Here is a 14,948-nt window from a genome sequence, read left to right on the forward strand (position 1 = left end):
ATGGCCGACAACACACTGCACACCGCAACACAAGGAAGCTGGCTGGAGCGCCGTTTTGCCCTGCGCTCGCGCGGCAGCACGCTACGTACCGAGTGCCTCGCGGGGGTCACCGGCTTTCTCGCCGCCGCCTATCTGCTGGTGGTCATCCCCGGCCTGCTGGCGGCGGGCGGCATGGACAAAGGCGCCGTCACCACGGGAACGATTCTGGTTTTCGTCGCCAGTACGCTGCTGATGGCGTTTTACGCTAACCTGCCGTTTATCGTTGGTCCAGGCATCGGCGGCTCGGTGCTGGTAGGCGTCACGCTGGCCGGTAGCGAAGGGATCGGCTGGCAGACTGGCCTCGGCATCGCCTGCTGGTCAGGCATTCTGTTCTTTCTGTTAACCAAATTCGGCCTGCGCGAAGTGGTCACCCGTTCGGTTCCCCAGTCGATCAAACTGGGGCTGACGGCCTCTATCGGGCTGTTTGTGGCGGTGCTCGGTTTTCGCAATGCTGGCCTGGTGCTGGCGAATGCCAAAACCAATGCCCTGATGCTGGGTGATTTCTTGTCTCCCGGCGCGCTGGTGGCGCTGTGCGGCCTGTTTCTGGCCATTGCGCTCCAGGCGCGGCGCATACCGGGCGCCATTTTATGGGCGATTCTGTTTGCCACCCTGGTGGGGATTCCGGCGGGGGTCACCCATCTGCCGGACAGCTTTATCGCGATGCCGCACTCGCTGGCGCCGGTCTTCGGCCACGTCGATATGCTGGGTGCGCTGAATATTGCTTTCCTGCCGTTCCTGTTTGTCTTTTTCGCCTCTGAGTTTTTCTCCACCATGGGCACCACGCTGGCGGTGGGCGGCGAAGCGGGACTGCTGGATGAAGAAGGCAATATGCCGCACATCAACCGGCCGTTTATGGTCGACTCGATTGCGGCGGCCATCGGCCCGTGGCTGGGGATCCCGGCGGCGACCGCGCTGATCGAATCTTCCGCCGCCGCCGAAGCGGGTGGCAAAACCGGGCTCACCGCGCTGGCCGCGGCGGTGATGTTCCTGCTGATGCTGCTGTTTACGCCGATCGCCCTGATGATCCCAAAAGAGGCCACCGCTCCAGCGCTGATCCTGATTGGCCTCAACATGTTCAGCGGCCTGCGCAAAGTCGATCTCTCCAGCTTCACCGACGGGCTGCCGGTATTAATGATGGTGATGATCACCCTGATTGCCAACAGCTTCGGCACCGGTATCGCCGGCGGGCTGCTGTTTTACATCATGATTAAAACGGTTGCCGGAAAGTGGCGAGAAATCCCGCTCGGTTTATGGATCCTCGCCGTTCCGCTGGTCTATTATTTCGCCACCCTGGTGAAGCACTAAGCGTCTACAGGCCCGCGTAGCGCGTCAGCCTGCACCGTTTCACAGTGCGCTTTGACCTCTTCATAGAGCAACCGCACCGCCGCAGAAAGCTGCTTGCGGTGCGGACAAATCATATTGAGCGGGACGCGGTCTCCCTGATAGTGCGGCAGTAGCACCTGCAGGCGCCCGGCGCGAATATCGTCGCTGACATCCAGCGCAGACTTATAGGCAAAGCCCTCCCCCGCAATGGCGAGGCGGCGAATCACCTCGGCGTCGTCGCTGATGATGGCGCCGGAGACCTGCATATGTTCAACCACGCCGTTGAGACTTAAGGTCCAGCGATCGAACTGCCTGCCGCGCAGCACGTACAGTAGCGCATTGTGTTGCGCCAGCGCCTCCGGCGTTTGCGGATCGCCGTGCCTGGCAATCCACTGCGGAGAAGCCACCAGCACCCGTCGGTTTTCCGGCGCCACGGGGAGGGAAATAAACGAGGAGTCGTCGTTGTCGCCATAGCGAAAGGCCACGTCGACCGGATCTTTAAACACATCGGTCCGATGGTCGGAAAAGAGAATGCGCAGTTTCAGCGCCGGGTGCCGCTGGCGGAAGGCGCGAAAGACGTTCAGCAGCAGATTGCGCCCCAGGTCGGAGGGCACCGCAATTTGCAACGTCCCGCGGACCTCATCATCAGGGACCTGAATTTTTTGCAGCCCGGCATGCAGCGTATCCAGCATCTGGGTGGCGTAGGGCAGCCAGGTTTCCCCTTCGGGCGTCAGACGTAAGCTGCGGGTGGAGCGCGCGAAAAGACGAATATTGAGCGTGGTCTCCAGGCGCTTAATCGCCGCACTCACCTGCGCCGGCTGCTGCCCGACCTCCCGCGCCGCATCGCTGAAGCTACCCAGCGCCGCCGCCCGAACAAATAGCGTCAGATCTTCCAGTCTGAACATATCGACTCCCGAATCCTGTTACCCGGATTGTTCTCAAAACAGCCGCTCAGCGCCAAATCAGGCAACCGGCCCATCGTTTTCTTACATTTTTAACGCAACCAACGCTTGCCTTCCCGGCCATGCTTCAGGAATGATACGAGGCTGCAATTTTGTGTCCAGGGTAATCCAGGATAATAATGAGGAAATTATGCGTAAAACAAAAATGATGCTGCTGGGCGCACTGTTGGCCTGCACCAGTAGCGTTTGGGCGGCTTCCGCCGCTGAACTGCAGAAATATGAACTGGACGGGGTCACTTCGGACTTCCAGCAGTTTCGCGTCGGCGATACCGTACCCGCGTTATATATGACCCCGGAATACACCATTAAACAGTGGCAGTTGCGCAATCTGCCCGCCCCGGAAGCCAATAGTCACTGGACCTACATGGGCGGTAGCTACGTGCTGGTCACCGAACCTGAAGGCAAAATTGTCAAAATTTACGATGGCGAGATCTTCTATCAGCACTAATTGCCGCCAGATATCGCGCTAACGCAAACGCCCTGCGTTTCTTCTGTCCATAACGGATAGCGAAACACAGGGCGTTTGTCATAGGGCGGCGTTAAACCGCGCGGAAGGCAATCTCACCGGGAATCACTTCCCCCTGCCAGTAGAGTCGGGCCGCAACGCGCCCCGCCAGCTGACGGTAAATTTCGCTGAACTCGCTCTCCGGACGGGCGACCACGGTCGGCTTACCGTTATCCAGGTCTTCGCGCAGATTGATGTGCAGCGGCAGCTGGGCCAGCAGCTGAGTGTGATATTGCTCCGCCAGTTTTTCGGCGCCGCCGGTGCCGAAAATCGGCTCATGGTGACCGCAGTTGCTGCAAATATGCATGCTCATGTTTTCGACGATGCCCAGTACCGGAACGTCCACCTTCTCAAACATCACGATGCCTTTTTTCGCATCGATCAGCGCGATATCCTGCGGCGTCGTCACCACCACCGCGCCGGTGACCGGGATATTCTGCGCCAGCGTCAGCTGAATGTCGCCAGTGCCCGGCGGCATATCCAGCACCAGGTAATCCAGATCCGGCCACAGCGTCTCCTGCAGCATCTGCAGCAGCGCCTTGCTGGCCATCGGACCGCGCCATACCATGGCGTTATCGTCGGTCACCAGGTAGCCGATGGAGTTGGTGGCGAGGCCAAATTTCATAATCGGCGCCATATGGGTGCCGTCTGGCGAGGTAGGCCGCTGATCTTCCGCCCCCAGCATGGTGGGAATCGACGGGCCATAAATATCGGCATCAAGGATCCCGACCTTGGCCCCTTCCGCGGCCAGCGCCAGCGCCAGGTTCACCGCCGTGGAGGATTTACCCACCCCACCTTTGCCGGAGCTGACGGCAATAATATTTTTGACCCCGTTGACGCCCGGCTGATTTTTTACCCGCTTCAACGTGGCGATGTTGTGCGACAGCTTCCAGTCAATCGCCTGCGCGCCAGTAATGCGCAGCAGGTCGGCGCTACATTGCTCTTTTAAATCTTCAAAAGCGCTGTGCCAGACGAACGGCATCTGGATCTCGATATGCACGGTATCGTCGAGCCAGGCGACGTGGTGCAGTGCTTTCAGCGCGGTGAGATTATGCTGCAAAGTGGGGTGCTGGAAATTAGCCAACGTTCCGGCGACCATCGCGCGTAGACGTTCGGGGGATTTGGCCTGGGATTGCGAATTCATCCCGACTCCTTTGTTGTTATGAGAGGCTTTCAGTAATTACTGAGTTTATCACAGCTGAGATTATCCATATATGGTCAGCCATTTATGGCGCACCCAGTGCCCTTTTGGTAATATCAAAAGCCCTTTTTACAACAGAAGATGTAATGCCCACTATGACTCAAGTCGCGAAGAAAATTCTGGTAACGTGCGCGCTGCCGTACGCTAACGGCTCAATCCACCTCGGCCACATGCTGGAGCACATCCAGGCTGATGTCTGGGTCCGTTACCAGCGAATGCGCGGCAACGAGGTCAACTTCATCTGCGCCGACGACGCCCACGGCACGCCGATCATGCTGAAGGCTCAGCAGCTTGGCATCTCTGCGGAGCAGATGATTGGCGAAATGAGTCAGGAGCATCAGACCGATTTTGCGGGCTTTGATATCAGCTATGACAACTACCACTCGACGCACAGCAACGAGAACCGCGAGCTGTCTGAGCTGATCTACGGCCGCCTGAAAGAGAACGGGTTTATCAAAAACCGCACCATCTCTCAGCTTTACGATCCGGAAAAAGGCATGTTCCTGCCGGACCGTTTCGTAAAAGGTACCTGTCCGAAGTGTAAATCAGCGGATCAGTATGGCGATAACTGCGAAGTGTGCGGCGCGACCTACAGCCCGACCGAGCTGATCGACCCGAAATCCGTGGTGTCCGGCGCCACCCCGGTGATGCGTGAATCCGAGCACTTCTTCTTCGACCTGCCGTCCTTTAGCGAAATGCTGCAGGCGTGGACCCGCAGCGGCGCGCTGCAGGAACAGGTGGCGAACAAAATGCAGGAGTGGTTCGAATCCGGCCTGCAGCAGTGGGACATTTCCCGCGACGCGCCGTACTTTGGCTTCGAAATTCCCAACGCGCCGGGCAAATATTTCTACGTCTGGCTGGATGCGCCGATCGGCTACATGGGCTCCTTCAAAAACCTGTGCGACAAACGCGGCGATAGCGAAAGCTTTGACGCCTACTGGAAGAAAGACTCCGATGCCGAGCTGTATCACTTTATCGGCAAAGATATCGTCTACTTCCACAGCCTGTTCTGGCCGGCGATGCTGGAAGGCAGCGGTTTCCGCAAGCCGACCAACCTGTTCGTTCATGGCTACGTGACGGTCAACGGTGCCAAGATGTCCAAATCACGCGGCACCTTTATCAAGGCCAGCACCTGGCTGAACCATTTTGACGCCGATAGCCTGCGCTATTACTACACCGCCAAGCTCTCTTCCCGCATTGATGATATCGACCTTAACCTGGAAGATTTCGTCCAGCGCGTGAACGCCGATATCGTTAACAAAGTGGTTAACCTCGCCTCGCGCAACGCCGGTTTTATCAATAAGCGTTTCGACGGCATGCTGTCCGCTGAGCTGGCCGATCCGGCGCTGTACAAAACCTTCACCGATGCGGCAGCAAGCATTGGCGAAGCGTGGGAAAGCCGCGAATTCGGCAAAGCCATCCGTGAAATCATGGCGCTGGCCGACGTGGCTAACCGCTACGTTGATGAGCAGGCCCCGTGGGTGGTCGCCAGACAGGAAGGCCGCGATGCTGACCTGCAGGCCATCTGCACCATGGGTCTGAATATGTTCCGCGTGCTGATGACCTGGCTGAAACCGGTTCTGCCGCAGCTGGCCGCGCGCGCCGAAGCGTTCCTCAACAGCGAACTGAGCTGGGATGCTATTCAGCAGCCGCTGCTGTCGCATAAGGTCAACACCTTCAAGGCGCTGTACAACCGCATCGAGATGAAGCAGGTTGAAGCCCTGGTGGAAGCCTCGAAAGAAGAGGTGAAAGCCACCGCCGCGCCGGTCACCGGCCCGCTGGCGGACGATCCGATTCAGGACACCATCACCTTTGACGATTTCGCCAAAGTCGATCTGCGCATCGCGCTGATTGAAAACGCCGAATTTGTCGACGGTTCTGACAAGCTGCTGCGCCTGAGCCTCGATCTGGGCGGCGAGAAACGTAATGTCTTCTCCGGCATTCGCAGCGCCTACCCGGATCCGCAGGCGTTGATCGGTCGCCTGACGGTGATGGTCGCCAACCTGGCGCCGCGTAAAATGCGCTTCGGCATCTCGGAAGGGATGGTGATGGCGGCAGGTCCTGGCGGGAAGGATATCTTCCTGTTAAGCCCTGACAGCGGCGCCCAGCCGGGTCAGCAGGTAAAATAATCCCGCATCAAGCGCTGCTCCGGCAGCGCTTTTTTTTCGTCCTTTCGCCCCCTCCGCCGGACGATTCTGCCACCCTCTGCGCATTGCGCGCGACGGCAATCGTGACAATAATCAATCGACATATCGTCTGATAAACGCGACGCCCCTCATGACCAACATAAGGACTGCGATGAAACTTTACCGCAAGCTGGCGGCCGCTGTGGCGGTCTGCCTGCTGGTTGTCGGCCTCTCGGGCTGCGATAACCCAAAAGAAGAGAGCAAAACCTTCACCCGTACCGCCAACGGCGTCGAACTGAGTTTTACCTACCATTACACCGGTGACAAAGTGCTGCGTCAGGATGCGAATAACACCATCCCCTATCAGAGTATCGGTGCCGCCAGTAAAGAGCAGGCGCAGGCGTTGATCGAGCAGATGAGCAACGTTTATCACCATGTAAAGGGTGTGGAACAGCGCATCGATTATCAAGACAGCTATGCCCTGGAGCATCTCAGCGTTGATTTTACCCAGGCTCAGATTAGCGAACTGTGTAAGCTGCCGGGGTCGATGTTCACCAACTGCGCGCTCAAGGAGGTCTCGATGGCGGAGTCAGAGAAATTGCTTAAAGAGCAGGGATTCCAGGAAGTGAAGTAGACCGCAGAGTATTCCCGGGTCGCAAACGGCTGTAATCCGTAGCCCGGCTGAGCGCAGCGCGAGCCGGGAAGGTAGCCTGAAGCGGCGGGCTTTCCCGGGTCGCGGCGTCAACGCCTTACCCGGGCTACCGACCGCAAACGGCTGTAACCCGTAGCCCGGCTGAGCGCAGCGCGAGCCGGGAAGATAGCCTGAAGCGGCAGGTTTTCCCGGGTCGCGGCGTCAACGCCTTACCCGGGCTACCGACCGCAGATGGCTGTAATCTGTAGCCCGGCTAAGCGCAGCGCGAGCCGGGAATGAAGCGGGGGTAAATTCAGGGCTTAGCGTGGACGCGCTCGGTCAGCCCGCGCAGGAAATAGCGCAGGAACTGATCGCCGCATTCACGGAAATTCTTATGCTCCGGCGCGCGCATCATGGCGGTGATTTCCGGCATCGAAACGCGAAACTTCTGCTGGGTCATAATGGCAAGAATATCATCGGTCTTCAGGGAGAAGGCGATGCGCAGCTTTTTCAGCACGATATTGTTATTCACCCGACGCTCAACCGCCAGCGGCGGGGCCGCCTCGTCTTTGCCACGTTTGTCATAGATCAGGCCGTTGAGGAAGAGCGACAGCATAATGTCCGGGCAGCGCTGGAAGCCCTCTTCGTCCTCCTTTTTCAGCCACGGTACCAGCTGCTCTGCGCTGACGACGGAATCGCCCAGCGCAAAAATGCGCGCCAGGTCGTTATTATTAGTTTTCAGGATGTAGCGCAGGCTACGTAAAATATCGTTACTGATCATAATGCCTTCATGATGAAAAATGCTGGCGCTAAGTCTACCATGATTCCGTCGTTTTACAGACCAATCGCCTCTTTCAGACTTTTTAAGTAGCGGCGGCTCACCGGCACGGTTTGTCCGGCCCGCATCAGCAGCTCCGCCTGGCCGTTTTCCTCAAGGCGAATCTCTTTCAGGTGGGCCATATTCACCAGATACTGCCGATGACAGCGCAGCAGCGGCGTCCGGCTCTCAAGGGTGCGTAAGGTCAGCTCCGTGAACCCCTCCTTCCCCTCGCGGTCGGTAACATAAATTCCGCTCATTCGGCTACTGACAAAGGCGACATCCTCCATCTGCAGCAGCCAGATCCGGCTGTGACCGGTGCAGGGAATATATTTCAGCGCCTGCTGGGTATCGTCGAGCAACGAGATATCCTGCAGACTGCGCTCCTGGCGCAGGCGCGCCAGGGTCTTTTCCAGCCGCGGCGCCTCGATGGGTTTCAGCAGATAATCAAACGCATGCTCTTCGAACGCCTTCACCGCATACTCGTCGAAGGCGGTGAGAAACACGATGTAAGGCCGGTGTTCAGGGTCGAGCATCCCGACCATTTCCAGGCCGCTGATGCGCGGCATCTGAATGTCGAGAAACAGCACGTCCGGGCGCAGCTTGTGCACCGCGCCAATCGCCTCAACCGCGTTGGCGCACTCCCCGACTATCTCCATGTCGCTGGCGGACTCCAGCAAAACCCGCAGATTTTCTCGTGCCAGCGGCTCATCATCAACTATCAACACTTTTAACACGCGCTCTCCTCCAGAGGCAGTCGCAGCGTGACGCGGGTGAAACGTTCCGCTTCACAGGTCACGGTAATGCCGCAGTCAGCGCCGAAACGCGCCCGTAACCGGCGGTCAACCAGACTCATTCCCAGCCCGCTGGCGTTGGGATTGTCCTGGTACAGGCCGGCGTTATCCTCAATATCTAATTGCAGCCAGCGCTCGTACTGGCTGGCGCGAATGGTAATTTCCCCTACCCCGAGATGCTGCGACGTGCCGTGTTTAATGGCGTTTTCAACAATGGGCTGCAGCGTAAACGCCGGCAGCTGATGGTGAGCCAGCGTGTCGGGCACCAGCATCTGAATCTGTAAATTGGCCTGGAAACGCGCTTTCTCAATTTGCAGATAGGCATTCACGTGCTCAATCTCATCCGCCAGCGTCACAAACTCCGACGGCCGTTTCAGATTCTTGCGGAAAAAGGTCGACAGGTACTGCACCAGTTGCCCGGCCTGATCGCTGTCGCGGCGAATCACCGCCTTCAGGGTATTCAATGCATTAAACAGAAAATGGGGATTCACCTGCGCGTGAAGCAGCTTGATCTCCGATTGCGTCAGCAGCGCCTTCTGCCGCTCATACTGCCCGGCGAGGATTTGCGCCGACAGCAGCTGGGCTATCCCCTCCCCGAGCGTGCGGTTGATGGAGCTGAACAGGCGGTTTTTCGCTTCATACAGCTTGATAGTGCCGATCACCCGCTGGTTTTCGCCGCGCAGCGGGATAACCAGCGTCGACCCCAGCTTGCAGCCGGGATGAATGGAACAGCGGTAAGGAACCTCATTGCCGTCGGCATACACCACTTCGCCGCTATCAATCGCTTTTTGCGTATAGGAAGAAGAGATAGGCTTGCCCGGCAGATGGTGGTCGTCGCCAATACCGGTGAACGCCAGCAGCTTGTCGCGATCGGTGATGGCGACCGCGCCGATATCAAGCTCCTGAATAAGCACCTGCGCCACCTTCATGCTGTTCTCTTCGTTGAACCCCTGGCGCAGGATCCCCTCGGTCGAAGCCGCCACCTTGAGCGCAGTGGCGGAAAACGCCGAGGTGTATTTCTCAAACATCGCCCGCTTATCGAGCAGGATACGCATAAACAGCGCGGCGCCCACGGTGTTGGTGACCATCATCGGCGCGGCGATGCTTTGCACCAGATGCAGCGCGTCCTGAAACGGGCGGGCGATCAGCAAAATGATCATCATCTGCACCAGCTCGGCAAAGAAGGTGATCGCGCCGGCGGTGAGCGGGCTGAAGACCTTATCCGGGCGCCCGCGTTTGACCAGCACGCTGTGGACCAGGCCACCCAGCAGCCCTTCGACAATCGTCGAAACCATGCAGCTTAATGCCGTCATGCCGCCGAGGGAGTAGCGATGCAGACCGCCGGTCAACCCCACCAGGCCGCCAACGACCGGGCCGCCGAGCAGGCCACCCATCACGGCGCCGATGGCGCGGGTATTGGCGATCGAGTCTTCGATATGCAGACCGAAATAGGTCCCCATAATGCAAAAAATGGAGAAGGTCACGTAGCACAGCAGCTTATGCGGTAAGCGAACGGTAACCTGCATCAGCGGGATGAACAGCCGCGTCTTGCTCATCAGCCACGCGATGACCAAAAACACGCACATCTGCTGAAGCAGCAGCAACACCAGATCAAACTCGTACATACCCACAGACCACGCTTCACTCGAAAGCGCGTAACATACACTGCCCGGTCATCACTTTCTTTGAAGCACTACAAGAAAATCACAAATCATGGTCAGGATCACACTTCTTGCCCGCCTTTCGCCGACTAAATGAACAAAAAATAAGCGAATATTTCCTCTTCCGTAAACAGCTTCTACAGTTATAGGGGAGACTTTGCGGGAGGGGATATATGGCGCTTTATACGATTGGTGAAGTGGCTCAGCTTTGTGACATCAATCCCGTAACGCTTCGCGCCTGGCAACGGCGCTATGGATTGCTGAAACCGCAGCGCACCGACGGCGGGCATCGCCTGTTTAACGAGCAGGAAATTGACCGTATCCGCGAGATTAAGCGCTGGATTGATTCCGGCGTTCAGGTGAGTAAGGTCAAAACCTTGCTTAACGACAACATCAGCGGAGAAGAAGACGGCTGGCGGCAGCAGCAGGAGATTCTGCTGGGGTATCTCCACGACGGCAACTACTCGCGTTTACGGCTGTGGATCAAAGAGCGCAACCATAGTTATACGGCGCTGACCCTGGTCAACCATCTGTTTATCCCCTTACGCCACCGCCTGCTCAGCCCGCAGCCGACGCTTAGCGCCTTGCGCAGCATCCTCGACGGGATTCTGATCAACCATGTCGCGCATAGCCTCGCCAGCGCCTGGAAACGTCCGGGCAGCCATGCGCTGGTGCTCGGCTGGAATGTCAACGATACCACGCGGCTGTGGCTGGAGGGCTGGATCGCCTGCGAACAAGGCTGGCGGGTCGATGTCCTCCCCCACTCTCTGACGCAGATTCGCCCCGATCTGTTTCCTGACAGCACCCTGCTGGTCTGGTGCGGCGAAACGCCGACCCTCGCGCAGCAAGAGCAGCTCCAGGCCTGGCAGCAGCAGGGTCACGTTATCTGGCTAAATAGCAATTAATGTTTCATTAACACCTGTGCTTCACCGTATAATCCCTCCGTTAACATCAGGAGCCTGTTATGAAGCCAGCGAAAATTGCGGTTATCACCCTCTTCTTATTCATGGCCATCAGCGGCATCGGCGGCGTCATGCTGGCCGGTTACTCGTTTATTGTGCGCGGTGGTGTCGGCTGATTCGCCGGTGCAACCGTTCAAAGCCGCGGTCGACGATAATCGCCGCCAGCGCCACCAGTAGCGCCCCCTGAATAACATAGGCGGTATTAAATCCGCTCAGGCCGATAACGATAGGCGTGCCGAGCGTATTCGCCCCGACCGTTGACGCAATGGTCGCCGTACCGATATTGACGATGGTCGAGGTGCGGATACCGGCCAGCATCACCGGTGCGGCCAGCGGCAGCTCCACGCGGATAAGTCTCTGCCAGCCCGTCATGCCCATCCCTTTAGCGATACTCACGACCCCCGGCGGCACGGCGCTCAGTCCGGCCAGGGTCCCCTGCAGGACCGGCAATATGCCATACAGCGCCAGCGCAATCAGCGCCGGCTGCCAGCCAAACCCCAGCACCGGAACGGCAATCGCCAGCACCGCCACCGGCGGGAACGTTTGCCCCATCGCGGCAATGGTCTCCACCAATGGACGAAACTCGCGGCCTGCGGGACGCGTCACCGCTACCCCGGCCCCGACGCCCACCGCCGTCGCCGCCAGGCTGGAAAACGCCACCAGCCAACAATGGGCAAAAGTCAGGGCGACAAAACTCTCCTGCTGATACACCGGGCGCGGCAGATCGGGAAACAGCGCGCTGAACAGCGGCGTACTGTAAGGCAGCAGCAGCAAAATGGCGATAAACAGCGCCAGCAGCCACAGCAGCGGATCACGAAGTACGCGCATGCCGCACCTCCTCGCCGAGCAGATCGGCAAAATGCAGCGTCCCGCACGCTTGCCCCTGTTCATCCACGACCGGCAATACTTCGCAGCGATGGGCAATAAACTGCGACAGCGCTTCGCGCAGCGTCATCGCGACGTTCAGCGTATCGCCGGTAAGCCGTTCATCGCGCCGCAGATAGTCGCCCACCCCGCGCAGCGACAGCAGCCGGACGCCCAGTTCGCTGCGGCCAAAAAAAGTCTCGACGAAGGTATTTTCAGGCTCAAGCAGCATCTGCAGCGGCGTCCCCTGCTGCACCACCTCGCCGCCGTCCATCAGCACCAGGTGATCCGCCAGCCGCAACGCTTCATCAATATCGTGGGTCACCAGCACAATCGTCCGCCCGAGCAGCCGATGGATGCGGATCATCTCCTGCTGAAGCGCCTCCCGGGTCACCGGATCCAGCGCGCCAAACGGTTCGTCCATCAGCAGGACTTCAGGATTGGCCGCCAGCGCCCGCGCCACGCCAACGCGCTGCTGCTGTCCGCCGGAGAGCTGATGCGGATAGCGCGCCCGCAGCGTCGGCTCCAGCCCCAGCAGCGCCATTAATTCGTCAATGCGCGCGGTGATTTTGCGCGCCGGCCATTTTTGCAATTGTGGGACGGTGGCGATGTTCTGCGCGACCGTCCAGTGCGGAAACAGGCCGATAGACTGAATGGCGTAGCCCATCCGTCGACGCAACGTCAGCACCGGCTGCTGGCGAATATCCTGCCCGGCAAAACGGATGGTGCCGCTGTCATGCTCGACCAGCCGGTTAATCATTTTCAGGGTGGTCGATTTCCCCGAGCCGGAGGTGCCGATCAGGACCGAGAACGCGCCTTCGCGCAGGTGCAGGTTCAGGTTTTTCACCGCCGGCAGCCCGGCGAAGGATTTGTTCACCCCGTCAAATTCAATCACCCGCCTCTCCTTTCAATAATGCCCCCCACAGCGCAAACAGCGCGTCGACGACCACCGCCAGCGCAATCGTCGGAATCACCCCCAGCAGTACCAGATCCAGCGCGCTGCTCAACAGCCCCTGGAACACCAGCGCACCAAACCCGCCGGCGCCGATCAGGGCCGCGACCACCGCCATGCCGACGGTTTGCACGCTCACCACCCGCAGACTGCGTAGCAGAACCGGCAGCGCCAGCGGCAGCTGCACGTGCCAGAAGCGCTGCGCGCCGCTCATCCCCATCGCCGCAGCGCTCTCCAGCGCATCGCGCGGTACCTGCTGTAAACCGGTAACCACCCCGCGAACCAGCGGCAGTAACGCATACAGCACCAGCGCAATCAGCGCGGGCGTCATCCCGGTGCCGGAAATACCGCGTTCAGCCAGCCCGGGAAAATGGCGGGCGAGGCCAGCCAGCGGCGCGATCAGCAGACCAAAGAGCGCGACGGAGGGAATGGTTTGAATAACATTGAGAAAGGTGAACACCGGGGCCTGCCAGCGCGGCCGACGCCAGAGGCCGATGCCCACCGGCAGCCCGATCAGCAGACCCGGCAGCAGCGTGCCAAACAGCAGGGTCAAATGTTGACGCAGGGCGTCATCAAACACCTCCTGGCGGTTGGCATACTCTTTCAGTAGCGAGAGCTGATTCAGCGCTCCGCTGCCGAGCAGCACACAGGGAATCAACCAGATTTGCGCATTGAGCAGCCAGCGCCAGTGCGCCCGGGTGGTCAGACGCCGGATAGTCTCGCTGGCCAGCAGTAAGCACAGCGCCAGAGCCAGCCACAGGCCGCTTCCCGGTGACGTGCGGGCCAGCGGGGAGCCGCTGTGCGCCAGCTGTACCGCCGTCTGCCCCGTCCCCCAGAACAGCAGCGCCAGCAGCGCATCCAGCATCAGCAAGCTCAGCAACAGCGGCCTGCGCCCCGGCAACCAGCAGAGCAGAATCAGCAGCAGCGCGCCGCCGACCTGTAGCGCCATCAGCCACGGCGCGAGCTGCCAAAGCCAGCGCCCTTCCCCGGACAGCAGACGGTTAGGCGCATAGTTGACGAACGGCAGGGCCACCACCAGCAGCAGTAAACTGGCCAGCAGCAGCGATACGCGGTTATAACAGCGAATAGCCACGAATAATCTACTTCTGCAGCCCTTTTTGCTGCAGATAATCTGCGGCAACTTTTTTCGCGTCCAGCCCTTCCACGGCAATGCTGGCATTGAGCTGTTGCAGCGTTTTCTCGTCAAGGCTGGCAAAGACCGGCTGCAGCCACTGGCCGATTTGCGGATAGGCTTTCAGCACCGCTTCGCGCACCACCGGGGTCGGAGCATAGATCGGCTGTACGCCCTGCGGATCGCTGAGCGTTTGCAGCCCCAGCGCCGCCACCGGTCCGTCGGTTCCGTAGGCCATTGCCGCATTCACCCCGGAGGTCTGCTGGGCCGCCGCTTTGATGGTCACCGCCGTATCGCCCCCGGCCAGCGACAGCAGCTGACTTTGCTTGAGCTTGAAGCCGTAGGCTTTTTCAAAGGCCGGGAGCGCATCCGGGCGTTCGATAAATTCGGCGGAGGCGGCGAGCTTAAAGTCGCCCCCTTTTTGCAGCCAGGTGCTGAGGTCGGCCAGCGAAGTCAGATGATTTTTTTCCGCCAGATCCCGACGCACGGCAATGGTCCAGGTGTTATTGGCCGGCGCGGGCGTCAGCCAGATAAGCTTATTCTTCTGCGCATCGAGGGTTTTGACCTTCTCATAACCCTGCTGCGCGTTCTTCCACGCCGGATCGTTTTCGTCTTTAAAGAAGAAGGCGCCGTTGCCGGTGTATTCCGGGTAAATGTCCAGTTCCCCCGCCGTAATCGCCCCGCGTACCACCGGGGTGGTGCCCAGTTGGATCTTATTCACGGTTTTCACGCCATGACTTTCCAGAACCTGCAAAATGATATTGCCCAGCAGCGCCCCTTCGGTGTCGATTTTTGAGCCCACTTTAACCGGCTCCGCCGCCTGAAGCGGCAGGCTGATCAGCGCGGCCAGCGCCAGCGCACCTGACCAAATACGTGCCTTTATCATCCCCGCGTCCCTCTTTAATTTGCGCTCCATTAACAGGAGCTTAAGAGAAAAGCGTAGTTCATTTAGCGCTGCGTAAAAAGAAAAGGCCGAATA

15 protein-coding genes are annotated in these 14,948 nt (G+C 59.1%); 6 read left to right on the forward strand and 9 right to left on the reverse strand.

Features of this window, described 5'->3' with window-relative positions; all coding sequences use genetic code 11:
• Entirely contained in the window at positions 1-1,344 is a 1,344-nt protein-coding gene (locus tag FNY10_RS13485; protein WP_160702811.1) for an NCS2 family permease, read from the forward strand.
• On the opposite strand, the gene FNY10_RS13490 is transcribed toward FNY10_RS13485, so the two are convergent.
• Positions 1,341-2,267: a LysR family transcriptional regulator gene (locus tag FNY10_RS13490; RefSeq protein WP_160702813.1), complete on the reverse strand. Its 927-nt coding sequence runs from the start codon at positions 2,265-2,267 to the stop codon at positions 1,341-1,343. The two genes, FNY10_RS13485 and FNY10_RS13490, sit on opposite strands and share 4 nt — an antisense overlap.
• A 187-nt stretch (positions 2,268-2,454) precedes the next feature.
• Here FNY10_RS13490 and FNY10_RS13495 point away from each other — a divergent pair, with 187 nt between their 5' ends.
• Positions 2,455-2,772, forward strand: coding sequence for an RcnB family protein (locus FNY10_RS13495; protein ID WP_100685271.1), 318 nt, complete (start codon positions 2,455-2,457; stop codon positions 2,770-2,772).
• 91 nt (positions 2,773-2,863) lie between these two features.
• Here the strand turns inward: FNY10_RS13495 and apbC are convergent, their stop codons facing one another.
• Positions 2,864-3,973, reverse strand: coding sequence for an iron-sulfur cluster carrier protein ApbC (gene apbC, locus FNY10_RS13500; protein WP_131048141.1), 1,110 nt, complete (start codon positions 3,971-3,973; stop codon positions 2,864-2,866).
• A 152-nt stretch (positions 3,974-4,125) separates the two neighbouring features.
• Here apbC and metG point away from each other — a divergent pair, with 152 nt between their 5' ends.
• The gene (gene metG / locus FNY10_RS13505) at positions 4,126-6,159 is read left to right on the forward strand and encodes a methionine--tRNA ligase (RefSeq protein ID WP_160703301.1); all 2,034 of its coding nucleotides are present in this window, start codon (positions 4,126-4,128) and stop codon (positions 6,157-6,159) included.
• A gap of 169 nt (positions 6,160-6,328) precedes the next feature.
• A complete protein-coding gene (locus FNY10_RS13510) occupies positions 6,329-6,790 on the forward strand; it encodes a YehR family lipoprotein (RefSeq protein WP_141964202.1) in 462 nt (153 codons plus the stop codon).
• Between the two features lie 310 nt (positions 6,791-7,100).
• On the opposite strand, the gene FNY10_RS13515 is transcribed toward FNY10_RS13510, so the two are convergent.
• From FNY10_RS13515 to FNY10_RS13525, 3 genes are read right to left on the reverse strand one after another with little or no spacing between them, the layout of a single operon-like run.
• A complete protein-coding gene (locus FNY10_RS13515; protein WP_141964200.1) occupies positions 7,101-7,568 on the reverse strand; it encodes a DUF1456 family protein in 468 nt (155 codons plus the stop codon).
• Between the two features lie 53 nt (positions 7,569-7,621).
• Positions 7,622-8,341, reverse strand: a complete 720-nt coding sequence (gene btsR / locus FNY10_RS13520; protein WP_131048143.1) for a two-component system response regulator BtsR — start codon at positions 8,339-8,341, stop codon at positions 7,622-7,624.
• Complete coding sequence (locus tag FNY10_RS13525; protein ID WP_141964198.1) at positions 8,335-10,023, reverse strand: sensor histidine kinase; 1,689 nt, start codon at positions 10,021-10,023, stop codon at positions 8,335-8,337. The genes btsR and FNY10_RS13525 overlap by 7 nt, the downstream gene beginning before the upstream one ends.
• A gap of 209 nt (positions 10,024-10,232) precedes the next feature.
• Here FNY10_RS13525 and FNY10_RS13530 point away from each other — a divergent pair, with 209 nt between their 5' ends.
• Both FNY10_RS13530 and FNY10_RS13535 read left to right on the forward strand, forming a co-directional pair.
• Positions 10,233-10,964, forward strand: coding sequence for a MerR family transcriptional regulator (locus FNY10_RS13530; protein ID WP_160702815.1), 732 nt, complete (start codon positions 10,233-10,235; stop codon positions 10,962-10,964).
• A gap of 59 nt (positions 10,965-11,023) precedes the next feature.
• Entirely contained in the window at positions 11,024-11,137 is a 114-nt protein-coding gene (locus tag FNY10_RS13535; RefSeq protein WP_004103838.1) for a protein YohO, read from the forward strand.
• On the opposite strand, the gene FNY10_RS13540 is transcribed toward FNY10_RS13535, so the two are convergent.
• From FNY10_RS13540 to FNY10_RS13555, 4 genes are read right to left on the reverse strand one after another with little or no spacing between them, the layout of a single operon-like run.
• Positions 11,112-11,849 (reverse strand): ABC transporter permease, encoded by a 738-nt coding sequence (locus tag FNY10_RS13540; protein ID WP_131048146.1) that lies wholly within the window; start codon positions 11,847-11,849, stop codon positions 11,112-11,114. The two genes, FNY10_RS13535 and FNY10_RS13540, sit on opposite strands and share 26 nt — an antisense overlap.
• The gene (locus tag FNY10_RS13545) at positions 11,833-12,780 is read right to left on the reverse strand and encodes an ABC transporter ATP-binding protein (RefSeq protein ID WP_141964192.1); all 948 of its coding nucleotides are present in this window, start codon (positions 12,778-12,780) and stop codon (positions 11,833-11,835) included. Before FNY10_RS13545 ends, FNY10_RS13540 begins: the two co-directional genes overlap by 17 nt.
• On the reverse strand, positions 12,773-13,930 hold the full coding sequence (locus FNY10_RS13550) for an ABC transporter permease (RefSeq protein WP_141964191.1): 1,158 nt from the start codon (positions 13,928-13,930) through the stop codon (positions 12,773-12,775). The genes FNY10_RS13545 and FNY10_RS13550 overlap by 8 nt, the downstream gene beginning before the upstream one ends.
• Positions 13,931-13,937: 7 nt before the next feature.
• A complete protein-coding gene (locus tag FNY10_RS13555; RefSeq protein ID WP_160702817.1) occupies positions 13,938-14,855 on the reverse strand; it encodes an ABC transporter substrate-binding protein in 918 nt (305 codons plus the stop codon).
• Positions 14,856-14,948 lie beyond the last annotated feature (93 nt).

The sequence above is a fragment of the Klebsiella sp. Lac1 genome, from assembly GCF_009825425.1.
GTDB lineage: Bacteria > Pseudomonadota > Gammaproteobacteria > Enterobacterales > Enterobacteriaceae > Klebsiella > Klebsiella electrica.

What these genes read in the sequence shown, in the direction of transcription:
- FNY10_RS13485 (WP_160702811.1), top strand. Translation starts at nt 1, where the DNA reads ATGGCCGACAACACACTGCACACCGCAACACAAGGAAGCTGGCTGGAG.
- FNY10_RS13490 (WP_160702813.1), bottom strand. Translation starts at nt 2,267, where the DNA reads ATGTTCAGACTGGAAGATCTGACGCTATTTGTTCGGGCGGCGGCGCTG.
- FNY10_RS13495 (WP_100685271.1), top strand. Translation starts at nt 2,455, where the DNA reads ATGCGTAAAACAAAAATGATGCTGCTGGGCGCACTGTTGGCCTGCACC.
- apbC (WP_131048141.1), bottom strand. Translation starts at nt 3,973, where the DNA reads ATGAATTCGCAATCCCAGGCCAAATCCCCCGAACGTCTACGCGCGATG.
- metG (WP_160703301.1), top strand. Translation starts at nt 4,126, where the DNA reads ATGACTCAAGTCGCGAAGAAAATTCTGGTAACGTGCGCGCTGCCGTAC.
- FNY10_RS13510 (WP_141964202.1), top strand. Translation starts at nt 6,329, where the DNA reads ATGAAACTTTACCGCAAGCTGGCGGCCGCTGTGGCGGTCTGCCTGCTG.
- FNY10_RS13515 (WP_141964200.1), bottom strand. Translation starts at nt 7,568, where the DNA reads ATGATCAGTAACGATATTTTACGTAGCCTGCGCTACATCCTGAAAACT.
- FNY10_RS13525 (WP_141964198.1), bottom strand. Translation starts at nt 10,023, where the DNA reads ATGTACGAGTTTGATCTGGTGTTGCTGCTGCTTCAGCAGATGTGCGTG.
- FNY10_RS13530 (WP_160702815.1), top strand. Translation starts at nt 10,233, where the DNA reads ATGGCGCTTTATACGATTGGTGAAGTGGCTCAGCTTTGTGACATCAAT.
- FNY10_RS13535 (WP_004103838.1), top strand. Translation starts at nt 11,024, where the DNA reads ATGAAGCCAGCGAAAATTGCGGTTATCACCCTCTTCTTATTCATGGCC.
- FNY10_RS13540 (WP_131048146.1), bottom strand. Translation starts at nt 11,849, where the DNA reads ATGCGCGTACTTCGTGATCCGCTGCTGTGGCTGCTGGCGCTGTTTATC.
- FNY10_RS13555 (WP_160702817.1), bottom strand. Translation starts at nt 14,855, where the DNA reads ATGATAAAGGCACGTATTTGGTCAGGTGCGCTGGCGCTGGCCGCGCTG.